Genomic DNA, 21,274 nt, shown 5'->3' with positions numbered 1-21,274 from the left:
CAGACTCCGAATTGTGGTCGACAAGCCTGACGCGCTTGCTGCGTCCCCAAGCCTCTGGATCGCTGGGGTCGCGGCAACGCTTTCGACTGCTGCGCGTTGCTCCAGGATCGGTTCAGACCTCTGAGAGCCGACTGGCAGGCGCGTCAGGCTTGGCGAAGGCAAAGGTTTTCGGGGATGGCCGCCCGCGGGTAGCAGGCGGCCTTCTAAGCCGGTATCAGTCGACGAGCGCCAGCGCTTCTTCGGCCTTGGCCTTGGCGGCGGCATACTTCTCGCTCGCAAAGCCAGCCCATTTCTGCTCAAGCTCCGCCTGGCGTGCGGTCTTTTCCTCGCCGCCGGTGAAGGCGTCGCGGATCTGCTGGCTGGCAGCTTCTTCGGCCGTGATCGGCATGGCGGCGATCAGGGCGTGGGCTTCGGTCAGCAGCGCGCGGGCCGCAGCCTGCTCGTTGGCAGCAACCGCCTTTTCCGCTTCATGGATCGCCTTGGTGGCACCCTTGATGTTGTCGAGCTGGAACGAAATTAGCTGGTCGTAAAGCGTATCGACGACATCGGTCCGCTTCTTCGATACGTCGGCATCAAAGGTGATCATCGACTGGAAGCGCGGATCCTTGAAGGGGTTCGGGAAGCCTTCCGGTGCCTTCTCGTAGAGTGCCGGGTTGATCGGCAGACGACGGATCGCCGGCTCGAGCAGGACGGCCTGGCCCTTTTCGGAAAGCAGATAGTTGACGAAGGCTTCGGCACCGGCCTGGTTCGGCGCATTGGCGACGATGCCGATGTTGGCCGGAACCACCGTGGTGACCGACGGGTAGGCGAAGGAAACGGGGAAGCCGCTCGCCTGCGCCGAGAAGGCGAAGAAGTCGATGACGATGCCGATACCGGTCTGGCCGGAGTTGACGGCGTCCGGCACGCCGAACGAGCGTTCGGTGACCTGTTGCAGGTTGCCGCCGATCCCCTTCAGCGTCGCCCAGCCCTTGTCCCAGCCTTCACCTTGAAGGATCGTTTCGATCGTCAGGTGGGTCGTGCCCGAACGCGAGGGCGCGGCAATCGCGATGTGATCGTGGTATTCCGGCTTGGTCAGGTCGCTCCACTCGACCGGCTTCGGCAGGTCGTTGGCTTCGAGATAACGGTCGTTCGACATGATGCCGTAACCGGAGGCGGCAAAGCCGAAGTAATAGCCGTCCTTGTCATTGACGGGGTAGGAGCCGACCTTCTCGGGAAGGCCCGTGACCGACGGCGTGAACTTGGCGAGCAGCTCGCGGCTCTTGAGGCTGTCGAACGCATCCGGCGCCGATGCCCAGAACAGGTCGACCTGGTTGTTCACCTTGGTCTCATCGATGTACTTGACGCCCGAGCTCGTGCTCTTGTTCTGGACGTCGAGGGTAAAGCCTGGGTTTGCGGCCTCAAAGCCCGCCTTGAACGGATCGGTTACGTCCTTGGAAAACGACGTCACGATCGTGACTTTGCCGCCGTCCTGGGCGTGAACCGTCACAACGAAGGCAGCCGACATCAGCATCGCCGCAGCAATGGTCTTCAACATAGGTATCTCCTCCCAATAGGGACAACGCTTGTTTGGTGTCCGATCTATTGAGAGCAAGCACCGTGCCAGATTGAAAACTGTTGGAAATCGGGCATTCATGGCCGCCTGATGGGTAAAAAAGGTAACAACCCCGCGAATTGGCCGGGTCAAACCGGTAACATCAGCCCGCTTCGCCATCGCCCTGGGCGGCGATGTCGAACTTGCGCATCTTCAGGTAGAGCGTCTTGCGCGAGATACCGAGCGCGTCGGCGGTCGCACCGACGCGGCCATCGTTTCTGGCGAGGCTGTCGAGCAGGATGGCACGCTCCAGCCGATCCATCTGCACCTCCAGCGTCTCGCCGCCTGCGGCCGCCCGATCCACATCGGCGCGATCCTCAAGCCCGAGCACGAAGCGCTCGGCGACGTTGCGCAGTTCGCGAACGTTACCGGGCCACGCTCTTCCATTGAGTTCGGCCAGGAGCTCGGCGCTGACGCGCGGCGGCGTGCGGCCCTGCCGCTTGGCGGCGAGGCCGAGGAAGTGCTGGAACAGCAAGCCGACGTCGCCTTTGCGCTGCGCAAGCGGCGGCAGTTCCACGCGGGCGATGTCGAGGCGATAGGCGAGGTCCTCGCGGAAATCGCCCTTCCTGGCCGCCGCATGCAGATCCGCCTTGGTCGCTGCCACAACGCGCATGTCGACCGGCAGTTCGACGTTGGAACCGAGCCGTTCGATGACACGCTCCTGCAGCACGCGCAGCAATCGCACCTGGGCGGCAAGCGGCATCGATTCGATCTCGTCGAGAAACAATGTGCCGCCATCGGCATATTCGATCTTGCCGATGCGCTTTTCGCGCGCGCCGGTGAAGGCGCCGGCCTCGTGGCCGAAAAGTTCGGATTCCAGCATCGTCTCGGGAATGGCGCCGCAATTGACCGCGACGAAGCGACCCTTGCGCCCGCTGAAATCGTGGATCGCGCGTGCCGTCACCTCCTTGCCGGTGCCGGTTTCGCCGAGGATGAGAGCGTCGGTTGCCGCAGCCGCGATGCGCTTCAGCTTTTCACGCAAGGCAACCATGGGTGCGGAATGCCCGATCAGGCGTGTTTCCCAGCCATCGTCGTCGACCGACAGCCGCAGCCGACGGTTTTCAAGCAGCAGTCGGCGGTGGTCGCGGGCGCGGCGAACGGTTTCGATAAGATGCACGGGATCGGCGGGCTTCTCCAGAAAATCCCACGCACCGTCGCGCATGGCGCGAAGGGCCATCGGGATGTCGCCATGGCCTGACATCAGGATGATCGGGATGTCTTGATCGATGTTGCGCACGGCTGCGACCAGGTCGAAGCCATCGTGATCCGGCATGCGCACGTCGGAAACGATGACGGCCCGGCTGTCGGCGCGAAGGCCTGTTAGCGCCGATGTCACCGATCCATGAGGCGACACGCTGAAGTCTTCCAGTTCGAGCACCTGACAGCAGGCTTCGAGCACGCTGGCATCGTCGTCGATCAGGATGATATCCGGGTCCAACGTCATTGCGGGCCTTTCAGGGATACGAGGAATTGCGTGCCATGCGCACTGGTCTCAAGGATCGAGATCTCGCCACCGAAGTCCTTGACGATGTTGTAGGAAATGGAAAGCCCCAGCCCGAGGCCGGATCCGACCGGCTTGGTGGTGAAGAACGGGTCGAAGACGGCGGCGACGTCATCAGCGGCAATGCCGCTGCCGGTATCGCCGACGACCAGCCGGGCATCGGCGCCGACCTGCTCGATCGTTGCATGCACCCGGCGCATGGGCCTGCCTCTGACGGCGTCCAAGGCGTTGCCGATGAGATTGACCGCCACCTGTTCGAGCCGCACCTGCTCGGCCATGACCAGGACGCCGGCCTCCTCCGGTAGGCGCAATTGCATTTCGACAGCCTCCTCCTCGAACCTATGTTCAAGCAGACTGAACGCGTCGCGGACGGCAGCCGTGAGGTCGACGGGTCGCAGTTGCGCGTCGGGCCGGCGCGCGAAACGTCGGATATGGCTAATCTGGTCGGCCATCCGCCCGGTCAACCCCTTCATCTTGTCGAGATTGGTGACGGCCTGGTCGCCCTTGCCGCGCCCGATCAGCGTCGTGGCGCTATGGATATGGGCCCGGAGTGCGGCCAGCGGCTGGTTGAGTTCGTGGCCGATGCCGGCCGCCATTTGTCCGAGAGCGGCGAGCTTTGCCGACTGGATCAATTCGTCGCGGGTCTGGCGGAAGAGCACGAGCGCATGGGCGAGGTCGCCGAGTTCGTCCGCCTCGGGCGCGGGGATGGCAGTTGCGGGACGCCCGCTGCTGATCGCGCCGGCAGCGGCCGAAAGCAGCCGGATGCGGGCCAGCAGATTGCGATAGACGTAGAAGAAGCCGATTGCGGTCGCCAGCAGCACCGAAAGGATGGCGATCGCCAGCAGCAGGCTGCGGCCGGTTTCGATCGCCGTGGCGGCGCGCTGCGCGGCGGCAGCTGCGCTCGCCTCGATCGCGACGACTTCGGTTTCGATCCTGCGTGCGAGGTCGTCGACCAGGCGGCCGTTCTGGGCGGCAAGTTCGGAGAGCTTTGCCGCCTCGATCATTTCCGAGCGCTTGCGATTGGGGATACCCGTCGAGACGTCGGACTGGTCGAGAATGCGGCGTGCCAGCTGACGGACGGTGATGCTATCCGGCCAGTTTTCGAGGCTTGCGATGCGGCTTGCTAGGTCGTCGGCGCTGTCGCCGAGAAAGGCGTTGGTTTCTTGAATTTCCTCTTGCGTGGTGGCGTTGACGAGCCGGCCGATCAGCCCGGTGGCGAGGTTTGCCTGCGACACCGCCGTCAGCAGGGCCTCGCTCTTTTGCTGTTCCGCAAGCGCTGCCGCCCCGTGGCCGTTACGGGTCTCGGCTTCGATGTTGAAGCGAATATCGTCTACGAGCGGATCAGCTTCCTCGAGCAGGTCCGCCTGGACCCAGCGCAGCTCCTCGATATCGGACCGCATCGCCTCTCTGAGCGTGAAGCGCTTGCCGGCGGCAAGGTCGATCTTGTCGAGGTTTTCGCCGATCGCTTGTGCCAGCGGCAAGAGGTCGGTCGCATCCGCCTTCGCCCCGCTTTCCCCGAGCAGCGATCGAAGCGTCAGCAGGCGCGCGGCGTAGCTGCTGCGAATCTCGTTGTACTCGGCTCGTGTCTCGGCCCCGGCGAGAACCGTCGTGACCGAACCGATATCCGCGCCCGCCTTGGACAGCCGCGAGGCGAAAGCGAGTTGCGGCATCTGGTCTTCGGCAATTCGAGACAGTTCGCCCGACAGCCGTTCGTAGGACAGCCATCCGACCAGGCAGGCGCCAACGGCGAGCCCGACGATGGCGACGAAGGCAAGGATAAGGCGTGCACCGATGCCGAAGCGCCAGCGGCGGATGTCGCCCGCAGGCTCTATCGATTGGCTCATCATTGCCGCCACGGCGTGAGGCCCGCCGCCGGCCGCCCGACAGACGACAGGAGCATTTCGGCCGTTGCCAGGTTCCGCTCGATCGTGGCACGCAGTCGCTGCGTCATTGCCGTATGCGCGGGCGAGCGGGCGATACTGCGCGGCCACTCTGCCTTCAGCGTTTCGTCGGCGTTTTCGACGTCACTTGCCGAAAGCGGCGGCGTGGAGAGCAGGCGCCGGGCTCTTGCGAGCATGCTGCGCTGCTGCGCGTCGTCGATCTCGATCGCTTCCAGGTCTGTCACCCTTTTCCAAAGCCGGGCGAGCGTTGCCCGGCGGCGCACGATATAGTCGTCGAAGATCAGGTTGACGAGCCCATACCTCCGCGCCGACAGCGCCGCGTCGAAACCGCTGTATTTCAACAGGCCGTCACCGCTTTCCTGCGGCAACAGGCCCTTGTTGAGCGCGGGGTTGAGCGGAATGCGTGCGACGGCCGGCTGCAACAGCACCTTCTGGCCGCGTTCCGAGAGGACGAAATCGATGAAGCGCTCAGCGCCGCGCACGTTGCGCGCCCGCGACAGGATCGCGATGCTGGCCGGCACGAACACGGTATCGGGCGGGAGGATGAAGACGTTGCCAGCGTCCGCGAATTCTGGCGCATTGGCGAGGAAGTCGATGGTGATGCCGATGCTGAAGCGCCTTTGCGCGACACCGGATGCAACCCCGAAACTGCGGGCCGTGACCGTCGACAGATTGCCGCCGAGTTGGGACAGCATCGCCCAGCCCTTTTCCCACCCATAGGTCTGCAGCAGCGCTTCGACGATCAGGTGAGTGGTGCCCGAGCGCGACGGCGTGGTGATGCCGATCTGTCCGGAATAAACGGGGTTCAGAAGGTCTTGCCAGTCCCGCGGCACCGGCAGCTTGTTTTGGGCGAGGTAGGACTGATTGTAGACGAAGCCATACCCGGACAGCGCAAAACCCAGATAATAGCCCTCGGGATCGTTGACGGGATAGCCGAAGACCTTATCGGCGGCGCCCGTCTGGCGCGGCGCTATCGGGCGCAGTTCGCCGTTGCGCTTCAAAAGCTCGAAGGCATCGGTCGCCGAGGCCCAGAAGATGTCGGCCGGCACATCGGCCTTCTCCATGACGAAGCGCGTGGCGCTTGCCGTATTGCGCTGAATGATCGAAAGGCGGATATCAGGATTTGCAGTCTCGAATGCCCGTCGGAACGGCTTCGAAGAAGGATGGCGGGTAGGAGGTGACGATCACCAGATCCTGTTTTTCGGCGGCACGCGCGGCGGTCACGAACACGGCGAGGCCGGCAAAAGCCAGCACCTGCAACGCCGCAAGAATGACGAACCGAAACTTAAGCACTTTGCATCACCACGACCGGCGCCAGCTCTTTCCGGAAAAAAGCCCGCGGTCCCTCCCTTTTGTCGGCGTCCCGGCGGGTTGATCCCGCCATCGGCCGACGATCTACTTTTCTACGAAGACGGTGGCGTGGTAAACCCCGACAGGCTTCCATTCACTGTTGCAATCGGGCCGCACCGGTTGCACTTTGGCGGCGTGGCTAGATTTCCTCGCTTGGCGGTTGCGGGCGATTCGCCTATAACCCGAGTTCCGGCAACAGATCAGGGAGGTTACAGATGCCAGCTTATTCTTTCTCCCTACGGGGCGGCGTACAGTTCTGAAGTAGACGACGGAGAGTCTTGCTCTCTTGCTGTTTCAAGTCAGAACCTGTCTCGCTGACTTTGGCCTTCCCTTGATGCGGAAGCGACCAATCGTTGATGCCGATCGGAAAACCGTTTCCCTTTTCGGCATGTTTCATTGACTAGAATTTTGAGGCCAATGCTCAAGGCATTGGGCAATCACTATGGCTTTTACTCGTTTCGCCTTGCGCGGCGGTGCGTTCCGCAGCGTTCTCGGTTTCACCTGGGTTCATTGGAAGCGCCAGCCGCTTCGCCTTTCCTTCATCCTCGGCGCCGTGATGTTGTCGACGATCGCGGATGTGCTGACGCCGCTCTACTCCGGTCGGCTGGTCGACGCGGTCGTGACAGGAGCCGCCTCCGACCAGGTCGCCTGGGATGCAGCCCTTGCGGCATTCTGGACGATGACGGCGCTGTCGCTCGGCGCCATCATTTTCCGGCATTTCACCTTCATGGGTGTCGTCGATCTGACGCTCAAGATGATGTCCGACATCGCCTCGGCCGCCTTCTTCCGCATCCAGCGGTTCTCGTCCGACTGGCATGCCAACAGCTTTGCGGGCTCGACGGTGCGCAAGGTGACGCGCGGCATGTGGGCGCTGGACCTGCTCAACGACACACTGCTGATCGCGCTGTTTCCGTCTGTTATCATGCTGGTCGGCTCGACGGCCCTGATGGCGTGGTACTGGCCGATGATGGGTGTCATTATCGGTGTGGGCTCGCTCACCTTCATCGCGGCGACGGTGATGTTGTCGCTGGGTTATGTCGCGCCGATGGCGCGTCTGGCCAACAGCTGGGACACCAAGCTCGGCGGCTCGCTGGCCGATGCCGTCAGCTGCAACAATGTCGTCAAGGGTTTTGGCGCGGAAGCCCGCGAGGATGCGCGGCTGGTCAAGGTGATCACCAAATGGCGCGACCGTACGAGCCGCACCTGGGTGCGTGGCACGGTCAACGGCACGACGCAGGGTGCGCTGCTCCTCGTCCTGCGCGCGGCCGTCATCGGCTTTGCCCTGTTTCTCTGGTCCAAGGGACAGGCGACGGCCGGCGATATCACCTTCGTGCTGACCTCCTTCTTCATCCTGCAGGGCTACCTGCGTGAAGTCGGCATGCACATCCGCAACCTGCAGCGTTCGGTCAACGACATGGAAGAGCTGGTGGACATCCACGCCCAACCGCTCGGCATCGAAGACAAGGCTGGCGCAAAACCGATCCGCATCACTGATGGCCGCATCGAATTCAATGATGTGACCTTCCACTACGGTGCTCATCGCAAGCCGCTCTATGACCGGTTCTCGGTGACGATCCCGGCTGGCGAGCGCGTGGGCCTTGTCGGGCATTCCGGTTCGGGCAAGACGACTTTCGTCAAGCTGATCCAGCGGCTGCATGACCTGAAGTCCGGCCAGATCCGGATTGACGGTCAGGATATCGCCGGTGTCGCTCAGGCGTCGCTGCGCCAGCAGATCGCGATCGTCCAGCAGGAGCCGATCCTGTTCCACCGCTCGCTTGCCGAAAACATCGCCTATTCCAGGCCTTCGGCCACGCAGGCGGAGATCGAGAAGGCGGCAAAGCTTGCGAGCGCCCACGACTTCATCACCGGCCTGCCGAAGGGTTACGGCACGCTGGTGGGTGAACGCGGGGTGAAGCTGTCGGGCGGCGAGCGCCAGCGCATCGCGATCGCTCGGGCGTTCCTGGCGGATGCTCCGATCCTGATCCTGGACGAGGCGACGTCGAGCCTCGATTCGGAATCGGAAGTGCTGATCCAGCAGGCGATGGAACGGTTGATGCTGGGTCGTACGACCCTGGTGATCGCCCATCGGCTGTCGACGGTGCGCTCACTCGACCGGTTGCTGGTGTTCAGCCACGGCCGGATCGCGGAAGAGGGCACGCACGAGGCGCTCATCCGCCTCGACGGCGGCATCTACCGTGGCCTGTTCGAGCGGCAGGCGCTGGAACTGACAAAGGGGCTCGTGCTCAACGACAGTTGAGGCAGGGCACAACGCTGAAACGCAAGACGCCGGCACCCGAAAGTGCCGGCGTCTTGCGTTTGTCTCCTGGTATCGGGCGGTACCAGCGATACCACTTTGCAGGTGTGCTGACACCTATCGCACAAGCCAGCCGTCGATGCCGCGGGCGGCGGCGCGGCCTGTCGCGAAGCAGGCGGTGAGCAGATAGCCGCCGGTCGGCGCCTCCCAGTCGATCATCTCGCCGGCGACGAAAACGCCCGGCAATGCCTTCAACATGTAGCCCTCATCCACAGCGCTCCAACGAACGCCGCCTGCCGACGAAATCGCCTCGGCGATCGGGCGGGGGCGTAGGACGATGATCGGCAAGGCCTTGATGAGATCGGCAAGCGCCTTCGGATCGGCATGGGACGCAGCGGGCGCGATCTCGCGCAACAGCGCAGATTTCACGCCCTCGATCCCTGCGCCCTTGCGCAGGCGGGTGGAGAAACTCGCCTTGCCATACTGGCGCGCCAGGTCCTTGGCCAACCGGTCGTGAGACCGGCCGGGCGCGAGGTCGATCGTCAATGCGGCGGCCCCTTCCACCTGCAGTTGGTCGCGCAATTCAGCCGCATGCGCATAGATGAGGCTGCCTTCAATCCCGTGGCGGCTAATGACGAATTCTCCCGGAATCGTGCCCGCCTTTGAAGTCGCCGTGACGGACTTCAGCGCCTCGCCTGCGAAACGCTCGCGGAACTGGTCGCTCCAGCCGACATCGAAACCGCAATTGGCGGGACGGAAGTCTGCGATATCGATACCCTTGCCCGTCAACGCGGACAACCAGCCGGCGTCGGACCCCAGCCGCGGATAGCTGGCGCCGCCAAGCGCGAGCAACGTGGCATCGGTGTGCACGATCTTGGGGCCGTCCGGTGTTTCGAAGGTCAGGGCCTGGCCGCCAAAACCGGTCCATCGGTGCCGCGTCAGGATGCGCACGCCTTGGGCTTCCAGACGTTTGATCCAGGCGCGCAGTAGCGGCGACGCTTTCATCGCCTTTGGAAAGACGCGACCGGACGAGCCGACGAAGGTTTCCGTTCCGAGATCCTCCGCCCACGCGCGCACATCCTGAGGTGTGAAGGCGTCGAGTGCAGTTCGCAAGGGCACTGACGAAATGCCGAAACGACCGGAGAAGCGCTCGAAATCTTCCGAATGGGTGATGTTGAGCCCGGATTTCCCGGCGAGGAGAAACTTGCGCGCAACGGTCGGCATGCTGTCATAGACCGTCACCGAGTGGTTCTGCAGAGACAGGATCTCCGCCGCCATCAGCCCGCTCGGCCCGCCGCCGATGATCGCGATTTCGCTTCGTTTCATGTGCCCGTCCGGCATCCGATTCCGTTATCGGCACTCTTGGCCCGCCAGGACGTTTCGTGCAAGGCGGTGTGGAGTATAGCCGTCAATGACGAGCGGCGGCATTTAGACGGTTCTCGAGCCAGATGCTGTAGCGCGAACCGGTAAAGCAGATGGCGAAGTAGACCGCGGCGGCAAAGACATAGGCTTCGGTATAGAAGCCGAGCCATGTCGGATCCGTGGCTGAGGTCCTGGCCGCATTCAGCAGGTCGTATATGCCGATCACCGCCAGCAGCGACGTGTTGAGAACGATGCCGATGGAAAGGTTGACGATCGCCGGGATGACGGCACGGAGCGCCTGGGGAAGGACGACGAGCCGGATCGTCTGCATGTAGCCAAGGCCAAGCGAAAGTGCGGCTTCCCGCTGCCCCCACGGCACCACCTGCAGCCCGGCGCGAATGACCTCAGCGAGGTAGGCCGAGAAGAACAGCGTCACGCCAATCTGCGCGCGCAACAATTTGTCGATCGCAGCGCCGCTCGGCAGGGCGAGTGGAACGATCAGCATTGCCACATAGAGCACGGCGATCATCGGCACGCCGCGCAGCGTCTCGATGAAGGCGATCGCAAGCGTCCTGATGATGCCCATCTGCGATTGTCGGGCGAGTGCCAGCAGGAGCGCAATCGGAAACGCAAAGGCAAGACCCGCGATCGAAACCACCAGGGTGATCGGCAGTCCACCCCAATTGTTGGTCGATACCTGAGGCGGCGTCAGCGTTCCTGCCATCAGCAGCCAGCTCAAGACGAGGGCAGCAATCCATAGCGGCAACAGCCGGAAACTCCAGAAACGCGGCAAGGCCGACAGCACCAGCAAGGCGATCACCACCGCGACGACTAGGGCAGGGCGCCATTGCAGGTCGGGCGGATAGAACGCAAAGAGGATGAAGCGCAGCTTGGCGCCGATGAAAGCCCAGCAGGCGCCGGCGCCGTCGACAGCGCAATCCCTAGCCGTTCCGGTCCATACCGCGTCGAAGATTGCCCAGCGAAGGAACGGTTGCAGCAGCCAGACGAAGGCGGCGAGGGCGGCGAGCGTGATGACGCTGTTGCCCCAGCCGCCGAAGAGGCCGCTTCGCCAACGATGCCAGTCCGGGGCGGCTGGTGGCGGCAGTTCGATATGGCTCATCGCCGTGTCTCCCCGCGAAGCACGACGCGTCGGTTGTAAAGGTTCATTAGCGCAGACACGGACAGGCTGAGTGTAAGATAGACCGCCGCAATGATGCAGATCGCTTCCAGCGCCTGGCCGGTGGTGTTGGCGGTGGTGTTGGCGACGCTGACGATGTCGGGGTAGCCGATGGCGACGGCGAGGCTGGAGTTCTTGGTCAGGTCGAGAAAGCTCGAGATCATCAGGGGCGTGATGACGCGCAACGCCTGCGGCAGGACGACGAGGCGCAGGATCTGAGCGGGGCTCAACCCGAGCGCGCGCGCGGCTTCCCATTGGCCCGATTTCACCGACTGAATGCCGCTGCGCACGATTTCGGAAATCGAAGCCGAGGCGTTGACGACCAGACCGATCAGCAGCGCGAAGAACTCCGGCGTCAGCGAAAGGCCGCCCTTGATGTTGAAGCCACCTTTGGCGGGCAGGTCGATCGTGGCAGCAAGGCCGAAGGAGGTGAGGGCGAGCGTGCAGACGGCGAGCGAGCCAAGGACAGTGATGGCGGCTTTCGGCATGTAGAAGTTGGTGCCTGTTAACAAACGGCGCGAGAGCGACAACGATGCATAGCCAGTCAGCATGATCGCCGGCAGCCAGATCGCCCAGGAAAGCCCCTGCAGCGAAATGGAGGGGACATAGACGCCGCGATTGCTGAGATAGATGCTGCCAAGGAAGGCGTAAGCGCCGCGCGGCGGCGGCAGCGCGTGGATGATCGCGCTCCAGAGAAAGAGCTGGAGCAACAGCGGCGTGTTGCGCAGCAGTTCGACATAGCCGTGCACGAAGGTTGCCAGCAGCAGGTTGCCCGACAGCCGGGCGATGCCGAGGGCAACACCGAGAACCGTGGCGAGCACGCAGCCGACGATGGCGACCTTGACGGTGTTGGCAAGGCCCGCGGCAAGCGCTCGTGCATAGGTATCTCCCGCGGAATAGGGAAGCACGGTTTCGCCGATTTCGAAATTCGCCTGATGGGAAAGGAAATTAAAGCCGGGGGTGAGGCCCATCCGGTGCATGCTCTCGGCGGTGTTGGAGCCGAAGAGGGCAAAGATCGCAAGGACGCCGGCGAGCAGCAGATGCTGCTGAAGAGGCAAAGGCCCGAGCCATGTGCGCAGGCGTGAGGGAAAGCCGGGCCCTCGGGGGCCCGGTTGAAGGGTCGATGTCATCGCAGATACTGGCAAAGGCTCAACGGAACGGCGGCGAATAGAGAAGGCCACCGGCGGTCCAGGGCTGGTTGTAGCCGCGGTCGAAGTTGAGAGGGGTGCCCTTGCCGACGTTGCGGTCGAAGATCTCGCCGTAATTTCCGACGGCCTTCACGATGTTGTAGGCGAACTTCGGATCGAGACCGATGGCCTCGCCGAGCGACGGATCGACGCCGAGGAAGCGCTTGATGCCCGGGTCTTCGCTGGTCAGGAAGCTGTCGACATTCTTCTGGGTGATGCCGAATTCTTCCGCCTGGATTGTGGCGTAGACGGTCCAGTTGACGATTTCGAGCCACTGATCGTCGCCGGCACGAATGGCCGGTGCCAGCGGCTCCTTGGACAGGCGCTCGGGCAGAAGGACGTAGTCGTCCGGCTTGGTAAGCTGGGTGCGCTTGGCGGCAAGGTCGGTGGCGTCCTGTGTCAGGGCGTCGACGCGACCGGAATCGAGAGCCTTCAGGAACTCGCCGGTCTCTTCGATCGTGACCGGCGTGAAGGTCTTGCCGGTCTTGCGGAAGAAATCGGCGATGTTGAGTTCACCGGTCGTGCCGCTCTGCACGCCGATCGTCGCGCCGTCGAGCTCCTCGCCCTTGCCGACACCGAGATCCTTGCGCACCAGCAGGCCCTGGCCGTCATAGAAGACCACGGGGCCGAAGTGGAAGCCGAGCTTGAACGCTCTGGTGACCGTCTGTGTCACGCCGGAGAGCAGGATGTCGAATTCGCCCGATTGCAGAGCGGGCAGCCGCTGCTGCGGCGAGGAGTTGGTGAACTCGACCTTCTCGGCATCGTTGAAGACGGTGACAGCCAGCGCGCGTCCGAAATCGACGAAGAAGCCCTGCCAGCGGCCGCTGCTATCGGGCGTGAAGAAGCCCGGCGTGGTGCCGACGCCGACCTTGATGAGGCCACGCGCCTTGATCTTGTCGAGGGTTTCGCCCGCAAGCGCGGAGGAGGCGACCAGAGCAGCGGTCAGGACCGCCGTTGCTGCAAATGCCTTTGTGAAAAATCTGCTTCGTTTGGAACTGCGCTGCATGAAGAGGCTCCTGGCCATGATGTTCGTCCGTCGCGCCGCCCGTCAAATCCAGGACCGCAACTGATTTATGTTTTAAATCTATAGAAATTATAGAATAGAGATAGATGTGCTGAATCTTCGCTGTTGTGGGAAGAAATTTCCCATTAGAGGGGAAAATGGCGGCGATAGCGCAGAAGCGAAGCGACAGCGCAGTCAAGCAATGCCGGTTAAGGCCGGTGAGACGCCGACGGGTTCGCTCTTCGCATTCTTGCAGAGAGGGTTTTCCAGGCCCTCTCGGCGCAGCAACACAGGCCAAGATGCTTGGAGCGAACAGCAAGAAAACAAGACCTTCTCCGTAGCAATACGTCGCACCGACGATCGTCATTCCGACAATTCCCAGGAGCGGGCGCTTTACAACGCAGATCAGCCACAGAGCGCCAAGCAAGGCGAGCGCGATGACCGGAACGCCCACGAGCAAAACAAAAAGCAGCTGTCCCGTTTCCAACTTGGCCTCCCGCCCGCTGGACGCGGGCAATTGCTACATTCCAATGCATGGGCCGACCATGCAATAATTCCGTCAGATTTTGCAGGCACCTAGCTTCCGTCCCTGAGGTCCATTATCTCGTAGGCAATGCAGCTGTTTTCCGAAAAATGGTGGGAGAAGATCAGATGGGGGACGCCGATCTCGGTGGGTTTGCATCTGCTTGTCATCGCCCTGCTGCTGATCCAACTGCCGCACGAGACGCCGAAGCCTGAGGGCGAGCAAAGCGTCAACGTCGAACTCGTCCCTCCACCGCAGCCAAAGCAGCAGGAAAAGCCCAAGCAGGAAGCGCAGCCGAAGACGGAGCAGCCGAAGCCCCAGCCGGCGCCTGCCCGCCGCCAGCCTCAGGCCTTTGAATCGGCCGCCGCCACGACGAAACAGGACGCCAAGGTTGCGCAGCTTCCGCCCACTGCGAAGGCTGAGAAGAGGGACGTGGTGAACCAGCCGAAGAAGGCAGAAGCGACCGCTGCCGCGACGGAGAAGGTGGAAAAGACAGAGGAGCCGAAGGCGCAGAAGCAACAGGAGACGGAAGAGCAGGCGCAGCAGCAAGTTGCCGTCCTGTCGAGCACGGCGACCGGCGACAAAAGTGCTGCCGAGAAGAAACCGGCGGCCACGACCGACGCGGAGAAGGCGGTGGCCAAAACCGACCCGATGCCCATGCGCAAACCCGTGGCCGACAAGGAGAAGAGCGAGGCAACCGACGGCAAGGCCGAAACGACGGCGAAGTTGCCGTCCGACCGGTTCGTCAAGGCCGAGGAGCTGTTCTCGGCAAAGTCGATCGCCGATCCGCGCGTCAAGCAGGCGATGGGCCAGCTGCCGGTCAAGAAGCGTATCCTCCAGCTCTGCAACATCGAGGCGCTCGAGCAGATCCGCCACCAGCGGCCGGAGGACTTTCCCGATATGCTCGTCCCCTTCGGGCCATCAGGCGGGTTTATCGGCAAGGAACAGATCGACGCGAGCGGCGGCGCCTATCGCAGCAAGGGCAACTGGTACGACGTCGATTTCAAGTGCAAGGTCAATCTCGAAACGGTTGAGGTCACATCCTTCAGCTTCGCTATCGGCGGGATCATTCCGCAGACGGCCTGGAAGAGCCGCCGCCTGCCGCCCAACTGAGCCGATTTTGCCAACCGCTCTTCTCCCCGAGACGAGCCGTCCGGTCGTCTTGCGGACTTCTCATAGAACTATTCCATTTTTGCGATGCCGTTTTGTCGCGGGGAAGAGTAGCTTCCAGCCAAATAAGGCGACGGTCGTTTGCGGCGGATCGCCCTCTGGCAAAATGGGGAAACGCCACATGTCGGCAAATACGCGTCAAAGACTTCGCGATCTCGGATTTCGCCCCGGCGTCTACGAGACCGGTGGGCTGAATGCGATCACCGACGTAGCCGGCGTTACCATTGGCCATGCGACCGTCGTCGAAGGCGACAGGATCCGCACCGGTGCCACCGCCATCCTTCCTCATCCGGGCAATCTGTTTCAGGACAAGGTGCCGGCAGCGCTTGCGGTGTTGAACGGCTTCGGCAAGTTCGTCGGCTCCACCCAGATCGCCGAGCTCGGCGAACTTGAAACACCCATCGTCCTGACCAACACGCTGGCGACCGGCCGGGCGATCGAGGCGATCAACCAGTTTACGCTGGCCCAGCCGGGCAACGAAAAGGTCGTTTCGCTCAATGCCGTCGTCGGCGAGACCAATGACAGCAGGCTGAACGATATCCGCGCCGGCCGCCCAACGGTCGGCGAGATCGGCGGGGCGCTTGCCGCGGCGAAGCCCGGCCCGGTCGAAGAGGGCGCCATTGGCGCCGGGACCGGCACGGTCGCCTTCGGCCTCAAGGGCGGGATCGGCACAAGCTCGCGCCGCGTCAAGGCGGCGGGCGAGATCTTCACCGTCGGCGTGCTGGTGCAGTCCAATTATGGCGGCAGACTTCTGGTCTGCGGCCAGCCTTACGCCGCGCCGTCCGGCCATGATCGCGACGGCTCGATCGTCATCGTCGTTGCCACCGATGCGCCGCTGTCGGCGCGCAACCTGAAACGTCTGGCCGAACGCGCTTTTGGCGGCCTTTCCCGCACCGGCGCCGCGCTCAGCAACGGGTCGGGCGATTATGCGTTGGCGTTCTCGACAGCCGAATCCGTCCGCCGTACGCGCGAACGGCGCGCGGGGATCGCCAGCTATCCCGACCTGCCGAACGACCTGATCTCTCCGCTGTTCGAAGCGACGATCGAGGCGGCCGAAGAGGCGATCCTCAATTCGTTGGTCACGGCGCAATCCACGACCGGCTTCAACGCCGCCACCGGCAAGGCGAGTTCGGTCGAGGCGATCTCGCTCGACCGGCTTGCAGCTCTCAAGGCCTAATTCTCTTCCCTCTGACGGAGTTCCCATGTCCAACCCGACCGGCCGTATCGTTTATCTGAACGGCGAGCTCGTTTCCGAGAACGCGGCACATCTTTCGGTCTTCGACCGCGGCTTCCTGTTCGGCGACGGCATTTACGAAGTGACCGCCGTGCTGGAAGGCAAGCTGATCGACAGCGCCCTGCATATGGCGCGGCTCGAACGCTCCGCCCGCGAGATCGATGTGCCGCTCCCGGTATCCGTTGGCGAGATCGTCGAGATCGAGCGGCGGCTGGTGCGCGACAACAACGTGGTCGAGGGCGTCGTCTACCTGCAGCTGACGCGGGGCGCCGAGGATCGCAACTTCCTGTTTTCAAGCGAGATCAAGCCGACGCTGCTGCTCTTTACCCAGGTCAAGACGCTTGAGCATGTGGCTGCCGTCGACAAGGGTGTCTCCGTCAAGTCGGTCGCCGACCTGCGCTGGGCGCGTCGCGATATCAAGAGCGTGTGTCTCTTACCGCAGGTGATGGCCAAGCGCATCGCGAAGGCCGAAGGCTGCGACGAGGCCTGGATGATCGAGGACGGGTTTGTCACCGAAGGCGCGTCTTCGACCGCCTATATCGTCACCGACGACGGCCGGATCGTGACGCGCGGCAACAGCAGCGCCACGCTGCCCGGCTGCACCCGGCTTGCCGCGCTGGAGTTGGCGCGTGAGCAGGGTTTAACGGTCGAGGAGCGGCCATTCTCACTCGACGAGGCGCTGAACGCCCGCGAGGCCTGCCTGACGAGCGCTTCGAACTTCGTCGTGCCTGTGACGCGCATCGACGGCAAGCCGATCGGTGACGGAAAGCCCGGGCCTATGGTCAAGCGGCTGCGTGAACTTTATCTGGAGAATGCCCGGCGGACGGCGATCTAGCGGTCGGCGAGAGGAGCAACAGTCAAGACGGTGGTGCGAAGTGCTTCCTGACGGAAGCCGCATCATACCTCCTTCAAGCGGCCACCGTCTCCTGCGACTGCCAAATGCGCCCGACGACCGGGCGCCGGTTGTCCTTGGCGCGGTAAACTCGGATTTCGACACTGATATCCCAGCGAGGGTCGGCGGCGCGCACGAGTGCGCCGGAGGCAAGCTCGGCCATCATCAGGCTTTCCGGCACCCAGGCGATGCCCCAACCGGCCTGCGCCATCGCTTTCAGGCCGACGGACATGCTGCCCTCGTGAACCCGCTGGAACGGCGGCAGGTCGGCGCCGACGAGCTCGCCCAGCAATTGCCCGAAGAACGAGGATTTCTCGTAGCTGATATGGGGGAAAGGCCTCGAGCCGCCCTCCAGCAGGTGTGCGGCCGATCCCGTCTCGTTGGGCGCCGAAACCGGAATGATCTTTTCGTGGCCTAGCGAGCGGTGTTCGAACGCCTGCGGGTCGAGCAACAGCGGCACCTGGGTGTGGGCGTAGGTCAGAAGGAAGTCGCAGGATCCGTCGACCAGCGAGTTGAGGTTTTCTTCCATGCTGCCGGAATCCGGGCGCAGCCGCGAGAACACCGGACCTGCCTTCTTGTTGATCCGGTTCATCCAGGCGGGAAAGAAGGTGAAGGAGAGCGTGTGGAGCGCGGTCACCTTAATCGTCTTGGCGTCTGAACCCTCTTCCTTCTGCAGGTTGCGCCGCGATTGATAGAGGTGCTGAAGCGTATCCTGCGCCACCGGCACGAACTTTTGGCCCGCCTCGGTCAACCGTGAGGGGTAGGTGGCGCGGTCGACGAGGCTGGCACCGACCCAGGCCTCGAGTTGCTTGATCCGGCGGCTGAAGGCGGATTGGGTGACGTTCCGTTCGTCGGCCGCCTTCGAAAAATTGAGCGTGCTCGCCAGTGCCAGAAAGTCTTCGAGCCACTTGATTTCCAAAGCATGCACTCCTGAAAAGCGTCAATTTCCGCCTTGCAGCGGTGACCTGACCCCTTTTAGGCACAGTTGGGCATGCTTCAAGAGAAATCAGCCGCGACGGCGGTATTCCATCATTCGCGCACGATTGAGCACGAGCTCTACCCTGTTGTCGTCGAGGACATGCAGGCAGACGCGCTTCGTCCAGGGACCATCATGGAGGGTGAAGAGGTAGCGACCGTTGCCTAGTGCCGTGAGTGGCATTGTGTGCCGCACCGGGCCGACGCCCATCACCACGGCATCATCACGGACTTCGAACTCCGCCCATTCAGTCGACTGCCACGTTCCGGCGAGGAATGTCTCAACCGCCTGCTTGTCAGTGACCGGCAGGAAGCGTCGCGCCGCATGACCGGCCTCGCCGACGAGCGCTGATCCCTCCAGCCGCAGCCGCATCGGCGAGGAGGCCGAACGCGACGAAACCCAGCCGTCGCCGTCGTCATAGAGCGTGTCGTCGGCATCGAGGTAGGTGCAGACGCTGCCCTTGATCTCAAGCCACCAGGGGCCTTGTTCCGTCACATAGAGACCATCGGGAATGCCGGCGGCAGGCGTCGGCAACGGCAGGCCGGTGAGCGCCGCCAGGCTTTCGAGCGCGATCTTGTGGCCGTTGGTGTCCTCGCGGTTGGAGACGACGACGAAGCCCGAGCGGCTTTCAGGGTCGATGAGGAAATAGGTCTTGTAGCCCGGATGCGAGCCGCCGTGCCCGACGAAGCTGCGCTTGCCGAGCGTCGACAGGCGCAGACCGAGGCTGTAGCCGCTCGGCCGTCCGTCGGCCAGCAAGCGCGTCGCCTGCAACTTCTCCAGCACGCCTTCGAAATGGCCCTGCCCACGCATCAACGCCTGCAGCCAGACCGTCAGCGCATTGGCGCTCCCCGTCAGGCTGCCGGAAGCGGAGATATGTAGGCCGGCGGCGGAAAGCTGCCAGCGGTCGCCGTTATGCCAATAGCCGGGCACCAGGCCTTCGACCGGATCGTTCCAGACGTCGGGCGCATTGAAGGTGACGCCGAGCGGCCCGGCAACATCTTTCTGGATGAAATCGTCGAAGGCAAAGCCGCGGCGCTCCAATGCCGCTTCGACAAGGCGATAGCCGGTGTTGGAGTAGGAGACTTCGTGGCCGGCATCGAAATTCAGCCGCCGCAACCGTGCCAGGAATGCAAGAAGCGGCGCGGCCTCGGTTTCGGTGTAGACGGAAAGCCCAAGCAGTGACAGGCATTCGCGTGTGTCCGGCAAGCCGCCACTCATGTCGAGCGCCTGGCCGACCGTCACGTCGGCAAGCGGCGATGCCAGTTCGGGCAGATGCTGCCCAAGCCGGTCGTCGAGATTGATGGCGTCCTCATGCTGAAGAACCATGGCGCAGAAGAAGTGTTTGGTGACGGAGGCGTAGCGCACGACGCTGTCGGCCGAAAACGGCGTGAGCGTCGACAGGCTCTCGACGCCGCGCGCATGCCAAAAGCGGATGCCGCTCTCATCGAAGCCGATGACGGCGCCACCGGGTTCGTTTTCCGCCCACTGCCTGGCGAAAGCTTCGGCGGTGGTGGATGCAGCGTGCCAATCGAGATGTGCCGGCATGGGATCTTCCATTGTGCTTGTTGTCACGAAAGGGTCGAGGTCAGGCCGGTTCTTCCAGTCCCACGCTCAGCGTGCGCAGTTCCGTGGTATGGGCGTGGCTCGTCTTGCCTACACGCAGATCCTGCGCGCTCAGTTGTTCGACCATCTCGCCGTTCAGCATCACACCCACCTGACCACAGAGATGGGCGATGACCGCGAGGTTGTGGCTGACGAGAATGTAGGTGAGGTTTCGCGCCTCGCGAAGGTCGGACAGGAGATTGAGGATTTCCGCCTGCACCGAGACATCGAGGGCACTCGTCGGCTCGTCGAGCAGCAACACCTGCGGATCGGCAATCAGTGCGCGCGCGATCGCGACGCGCTGGCGCTGGCCGCCGGAAAGCTGATGGGGAAAGCGGAAGCGGGCCGCCTGCGGCAGGGCGACGTCCGACAGTGCCTGGACGATGCGCTTGTCGATATTGTCCATGCCGTGCACCAGCGGCAATTCGCTGAGAATGCGATCGACCGTCTGGCGCGGGTGCAGCGAGCCATAGGGGTCCTGGAACACCATCTGCACCCGGCGGAAGAAGCCCGGCGGACGCTTCAGCTGGGCAGGCTCGCCGCCGAAGGCGATGCGGCCTTCCCAGCTTTCGTTGAGCCCGGCCATGGCCCTCAGGATCGTCGACTTGCCCGAGCCGCTTTCGCCGACGATGCCGAAGCTGTCGCCTTTCTTCACCGAAAACGAGACACCTTTGACAACCTCGCGGTCGCCGAACCTGATGCGGAGATTTTCAACGTCGATCATGCGGTAAGCCACGAAGCATCGCGCTTGAGAACAGGCAGCCGGTCCCTGGGATGCGTAAGGGAGGGCATGCAGTTGAGAAGACCCTTGGTGTAGGGATGGCGCGCGTTAAGCAGCTCCGACGCCTTCAGCTCTTCAATAACCCGACCGGAATACATCACCGCGACGCGATCGCAGAAATGCGAAACGAGCGGCAGGTCGTGGCTGATGAGAATGAGGCCCATGTTGCGCTCCGACACCAGTTCCTCGATCAGCCGCAGGATTTCGGCCTGCACGGTCGCGTCGAGTGCGCTCGTCGGCTCGTCGGCAATCAGCAGTTCGGGATCCGGCGCCAGCATCATCGCGATCATCACCCGCTGGCCCATGCCGCCCGAGACCTCGTGCGGGTAGGAGCCAGCGACTTCGCGCGGATTGCGGATCTTTACCTGGTCGAGAAGGTGGATCGCTGCCTCGAGCGCCTGCTTTTTGCTGCCGCCCTTATGGGTGCGCCAGGCTTCAGACACCTGCCGGCCGATGTTCATCACCGGGTTCAGCGAATATTTCGGGTCCTGCAGGATGAAGCCCGCCCGCTTGCCGCGGATCTGGCGCATCTGCTTTTCCGACGCGGCGAGTACATCGATGCCGTCGAATGAGAGCCGATCGGCTGATATGGCAGCATTGGAGGGCAAGAGCTTCATCAGCGCGCGTGCCGTCAGGCTCTTGCCCGAGCCGCTCTCGCCGACGATGCCGAGCTTCTCGGCACCAAGCGAAAGCGAGATGCCGCGCACGGCCTCGAACCGGGAAGAGCGATTCTCGAAGGCGATGCGGAGGTTCTGGATGTCGACCAGCAT

The 21,274-nt window shown here is 63.2% G+C and carries 17 protein-coding genes; 4 read left to right on the top strand and 13 right to left on the bottom strand.

Going from position 1 to position 21,274, the window contains the following annotated elements; translation table 11 throughout:
• Nucleotides 1–214: 214 nt before the first annotated feature.
• The 5 genes from HT585_RS25185 to HT585_RS25165 all read right to left on the bottom strand — a co-directional run bounded on the left by HT585_RS25185 (nt 215) and on the right by HT585_RS25165 (nt 6,286).
• On the bottom strand, nt 215–1,534 hold the full coding sequence (locus HT585_RS25185; RefSeq protein WP_176355543.1) for an extracellular solute-binding protein: 1,320 nt from the start codon (nt 1,532–1,534) through the stop codon (nt 215–217).
• 160 nt (nt 1,535–1,694) lie between these two features.
• Nucleotides 1,695–3,035, bottom strand: a complete 1,341-nt coding sequence (locus tag HT585_RS25180) for a sigma-54-dependent transcriptional regulator (RefSeq protein WP_176355542.1) — start codon at nt 3,033–3,035, stop codon at nt 1,695–1,697.
• Nucleotides 3,032–4,936, bottom strand: a complete 1,905-nt coding sequence (locus HT585_RS25175; RefSeq protein WP_176355541.1) for an ATP-binding protein — start codon at nt 4,934–4,936, stop codon at nt 3,032–3,034. The genes HT585_RS25180 and HT585_RS25175 overlap by 4 nt, the downstream gene beginning before the upstream one ends.
• A complete protein-coding gene (locus HT585_RS25170; RefSeq protein ID WP_343214088.1) occupies nt 4,936–6,093 on the bottom strand; it encodes an ABC transporter substrate-binding protein in 1,158 nt (385 codons plus the stop codon). Before HT585_RS25170 ends, HT585_RS25175 begins: the two co-directional genes overlap by 1 nt.
• Nucleotides 6,094–6,109: 16 nt before the next feature.
• Nucleotides 6,110–6,286 carry a hypothetical protein gene (locus HT585_RS25165; RefSeq protein ID WP_176355540.1) on the bottom strand — a complete coding sequence of 59 codons (177 nt, stop codon included), beginning with the start codon at nt 6,284–6,286 and terminating at the stop codon, nt 6,110–6,112.
• Between the two features lie 499 nt (nt 6,287–6,785).
• On the opposite strand from HT585_RS25165, the gene HT585_RS25160 reads away from it, so the two are divergent.
• On the top strand, nt 6,786–8,600 hold the full coding sequence (locus tag HT585_RS25160) for an ABC transporter ATP-binding protein (RefSeq protein WP_176355539.1): 1,815 nt from the start codon (nt 6,786–6,788) through the stop codon (nt 8,598–8,600).
• A 114-nt stretch (nt 8,601–8,714) separates the two neighbouring features.
• Here the strand turns inward: HT585_RS25160 and HT585_RS25155 are convergent, their stop codons facing one another.
• The 4 genes from HT585_RS25155 to HT585_RS25140 all read right to left on the bottom strand — a co-directional run bounded on the left by HT585_RS25155 (nt 8,715) and on the right by HT585_RS25140 (nt 13,329).
• Complete coding sequence (locus HT585_RS25155) at nt 8,715–9,923, bottom strand: TIGR03862 family flavoprotein (RefSeq protein WP_176355538.1); 1,209 nt, start codon at nt 9,921–9,923, stop codon at nt 8,715–8,717.
• An 82-nt stretch (nt 9,924–10,005) separates the two neighbouring features.
• Nucleotides 10,006–11,079: an amino acid ABC transporter permease gene (locus HT585_RS25150; RefSeq protein WP_176355537.1), complete on the bottom strand. Its 1,074-nt coding sequence runs from the start codon at nt 11,077–11,079 to the stop codon at nt 10,006–10,008.
• Nucleotides 11,076–12,194, bottom strand: coding sequence for an amino acid ABC transporter permease (locus HT585_RS25145; RefSeq protein ID WP_246707921.1), 1,119 nt, complete (start codon nt 12,192–12,194; stop codon nt 11,076–11,078). The genes HT585_RS25150 and HT585_RS25145 overlap by 4 nt, the downstream gene beginning before the upstream one ends.
• A 91-nt stretch (nt 12,195–12,285) precedes the next feature.
• A complete protein-coding gene (locus tag HT585_RS25140) occupies nt 12,286–13,329 on the bottom strand; it encodes an amino acid ABC transporter substrate-binding protein (RefSeq protein WP_176355535.1) in 1,044 nt (347 codons plus the stop codon).
• A gap of 667 nt (nt 13,330–13,996) precedes the next feature.
• On the opposite strand from HT585_RS25140, the gene HT585_RS25135 reads away from it, so the two are divergent.
• The 3 genes from HT585_RS25135 to HT585_RS25125 all read left to right on the top strand — a co-directional run bounded on the left by HT585_RS25135 (nt 13,997) and on the right by HT585_RS25125 (nt 17,088).
• Nucleotides 13,997–14,962 (top strand): DUF930 domain-containing protein, encoded by a 966-nt coding sequence (locus HT585_RS25135; protein WP_343214080.1) that lies wholly within the window; start codon nt 13,997–13,999, stop codon nt 14,960–14,962.
• A gap of 178 nt (nt 14,963–15,140) precedes the next feature.
• Nucleotides 15,141–16,196: a P1 family peptidase gene (locus tag HT585_RS25130; RefSeq protein WP_176355533.1), complete on the top strand. Its 1,056-nt coding sequence runs from the start codon at nt 15,141–15,143 to the stop codon at nt 16,194–16,196.
• A gap of 25 nt (nt 16,197–16,221) precedes the next feature.
• Nucleotides 16,222–17,088, top strand: coding sequence for a D-amino-acid transaminase (locus HT585_RS25125; RefSeq protein ID WP_176355532.1), 867 nt, complete (start codon nt 16,222–16,224; stop codon nt 17,086–17,088).
• A gap of 73 nt (nt 17,089–17,161) precedes the next feature.
• Here HT585_RS25125 and HT585_RS25120 read toward each other — a convergent pair whose 3' ends face one another.
• The 4 genes from HT585_RS25120 to HT585_RS25105 all read right to left on the bottom strand — a co-directional run bounded on the left by HT585_RS25120 (nt 17,162) and on the right by HT585_RS25105 (nt 21,274).
• Complete coding sequence (locus tag HT585_RS25120) at nt 17,162–18,064, bottom strand: LysR substrate-binding domain-containing protein (protein WP_176355531.1); 903 nt, start codon at nt 18,062–18,064, stop codon at nt 17,162–17,164.
• 87 nt (nt 18,065–18,151) lie between these two features.
• A complete protein-coding gene (locus HT585_RS25115; protein WP_176355530.1) occupies nt 18,152–19,666 on the bottom strand; it encodes a serine hydrolase domain-containing protein in 1,515 nt (504 codons plus the stop codon).
• Nucleotides 19,667–19,706: 40 nt separating this feature from the next.
• The gene (locus tag HT585_RS25110) at nt 19,707–20,447 is read right to left on the bottom strand and encodes an ABC transporter ATP-binding protein (protein WP_176355529.1); all 741 of its coding nucleotides are present in this window, start codon (nt 20,445–20,447) and stop codon (nt 19,707–19,709) included.
• Nucleotides 20,444–21,274: an ABC transporter ATP-binding protein gene (locus HT585_RS25105; RefSeq protein WP_176355528.1), complete on the bottom strand. Its 831-nt coding sequence runs from the start codon at nt 21,272–21,274 to the stop codon at nt 20,444–20,446. Before HT585_RS25105 ends, HT585_RS25110 begins: the two co-directional genes overlap by 4 nt.

Source organism: Ensifer oleiphilus (genome assembly GCF_013371465.1).
GTDB classification, from domain to species: domain Bacteria; phylum Pseudomonadota; class Alphaproteobacteria; order Rhizobiales; family Rhizobiaceae; genus Ensifer; species Ensifer oleiphilus.
The sequence above is the reverse complement of the archived record's forward strand: the minus strand, read 5'-3'. Positions and strand labels throughout refer to the sequence as shown.

Excerpts from the sequence above, each read along its gene's own strand:
- HT585_RS25185 (WP_176355543.1), bottom strand. The coding sequence starts at position 1,534 with ATGTTGAAGACCATTGCTGCGGCGATGCTGATGTCGGCTGCCTTCGTT.
- HT585_RS25180 (WP_176355542.1), bottom strand. The coding sequence starts at position 3,035 with ATGACGTTGGACCCGGATATCATCCTGATCGACGACGATGCCAGCGTG.
- HT585_RS25175 (WP_176355541.1), bottom strand. The coding sequence starts at position 4,936 with ATGAGCCAATCGATAGAGCCTGCGGGCGACATCCGCCGCTGGCGCTTC.
- HT585_RS25160 (WP_176355539.1), top strand. The coding sequence starts at position 6,786 with ATGGCTTTTACTCGTTTCGCCTTGCGCGGCGGTGCGTTCCGCAGCGTT.
- HT585_RS25155 (WP_176355538.1), bottom strand. The coding sequence starts at position 9,923 with ATGAAACGAAGCGAAATCGCGATCATCGGCGGCGGGCCGAGCGGGCTG.
- HT585_RS25150 (WP_176355537.1), bottom strand. The coding sequence starts at position 11,079 with ATGAGCCATATCGAACTGCCGCCACCAGCCGCCCCGGACTGGCATCGT.
- HT585_RS25140 (WP_176355535.1), bottom strand. The coding sequence starts at position 13,329 with ATGCAGCGCAGTTCCAAACGAAGCAGATTTTTCACAAAGGCATTTGCA.
- HT585_RS25130 (WP_176355533.1), top strand. The coding sequence starts at position 15,141 with ATGTCGGCAAATACGCGTCAAAGACTTCGCGATCTCGGATTTCGCCCC.
- HT585_RS25125 (WP_176355532.1), top strand. The coding sequence starts at position 16,222 with ATGTCCAACCCGACCGGCCGTATCGTTTATCTGAACGGCGAGCTCGTT.
- HT585_RS25115 (WP_176355530.1), bottom strand. The coding sequence starts at position 19,666 with ATGCCGGCACATCTCGATTGGCACGCTGCATCCACCACCGCCGAAGCT.
- HT585_RS25110 (WP_176355529.1), bottom strand. The coding sequence starts at position 20,447 with ATGATCGACGTTGAAAATCTCCGCATCAGGTTCGGCGACCGCGAGGTT.
- HT585_RS25105 (WP_176355528.1), bottom strand. The coding sequence starts at position 21,274 with ATGCTGGTCGACATCCAGAACCTCCGCATCGCCTTCGAGAATCGCTCT.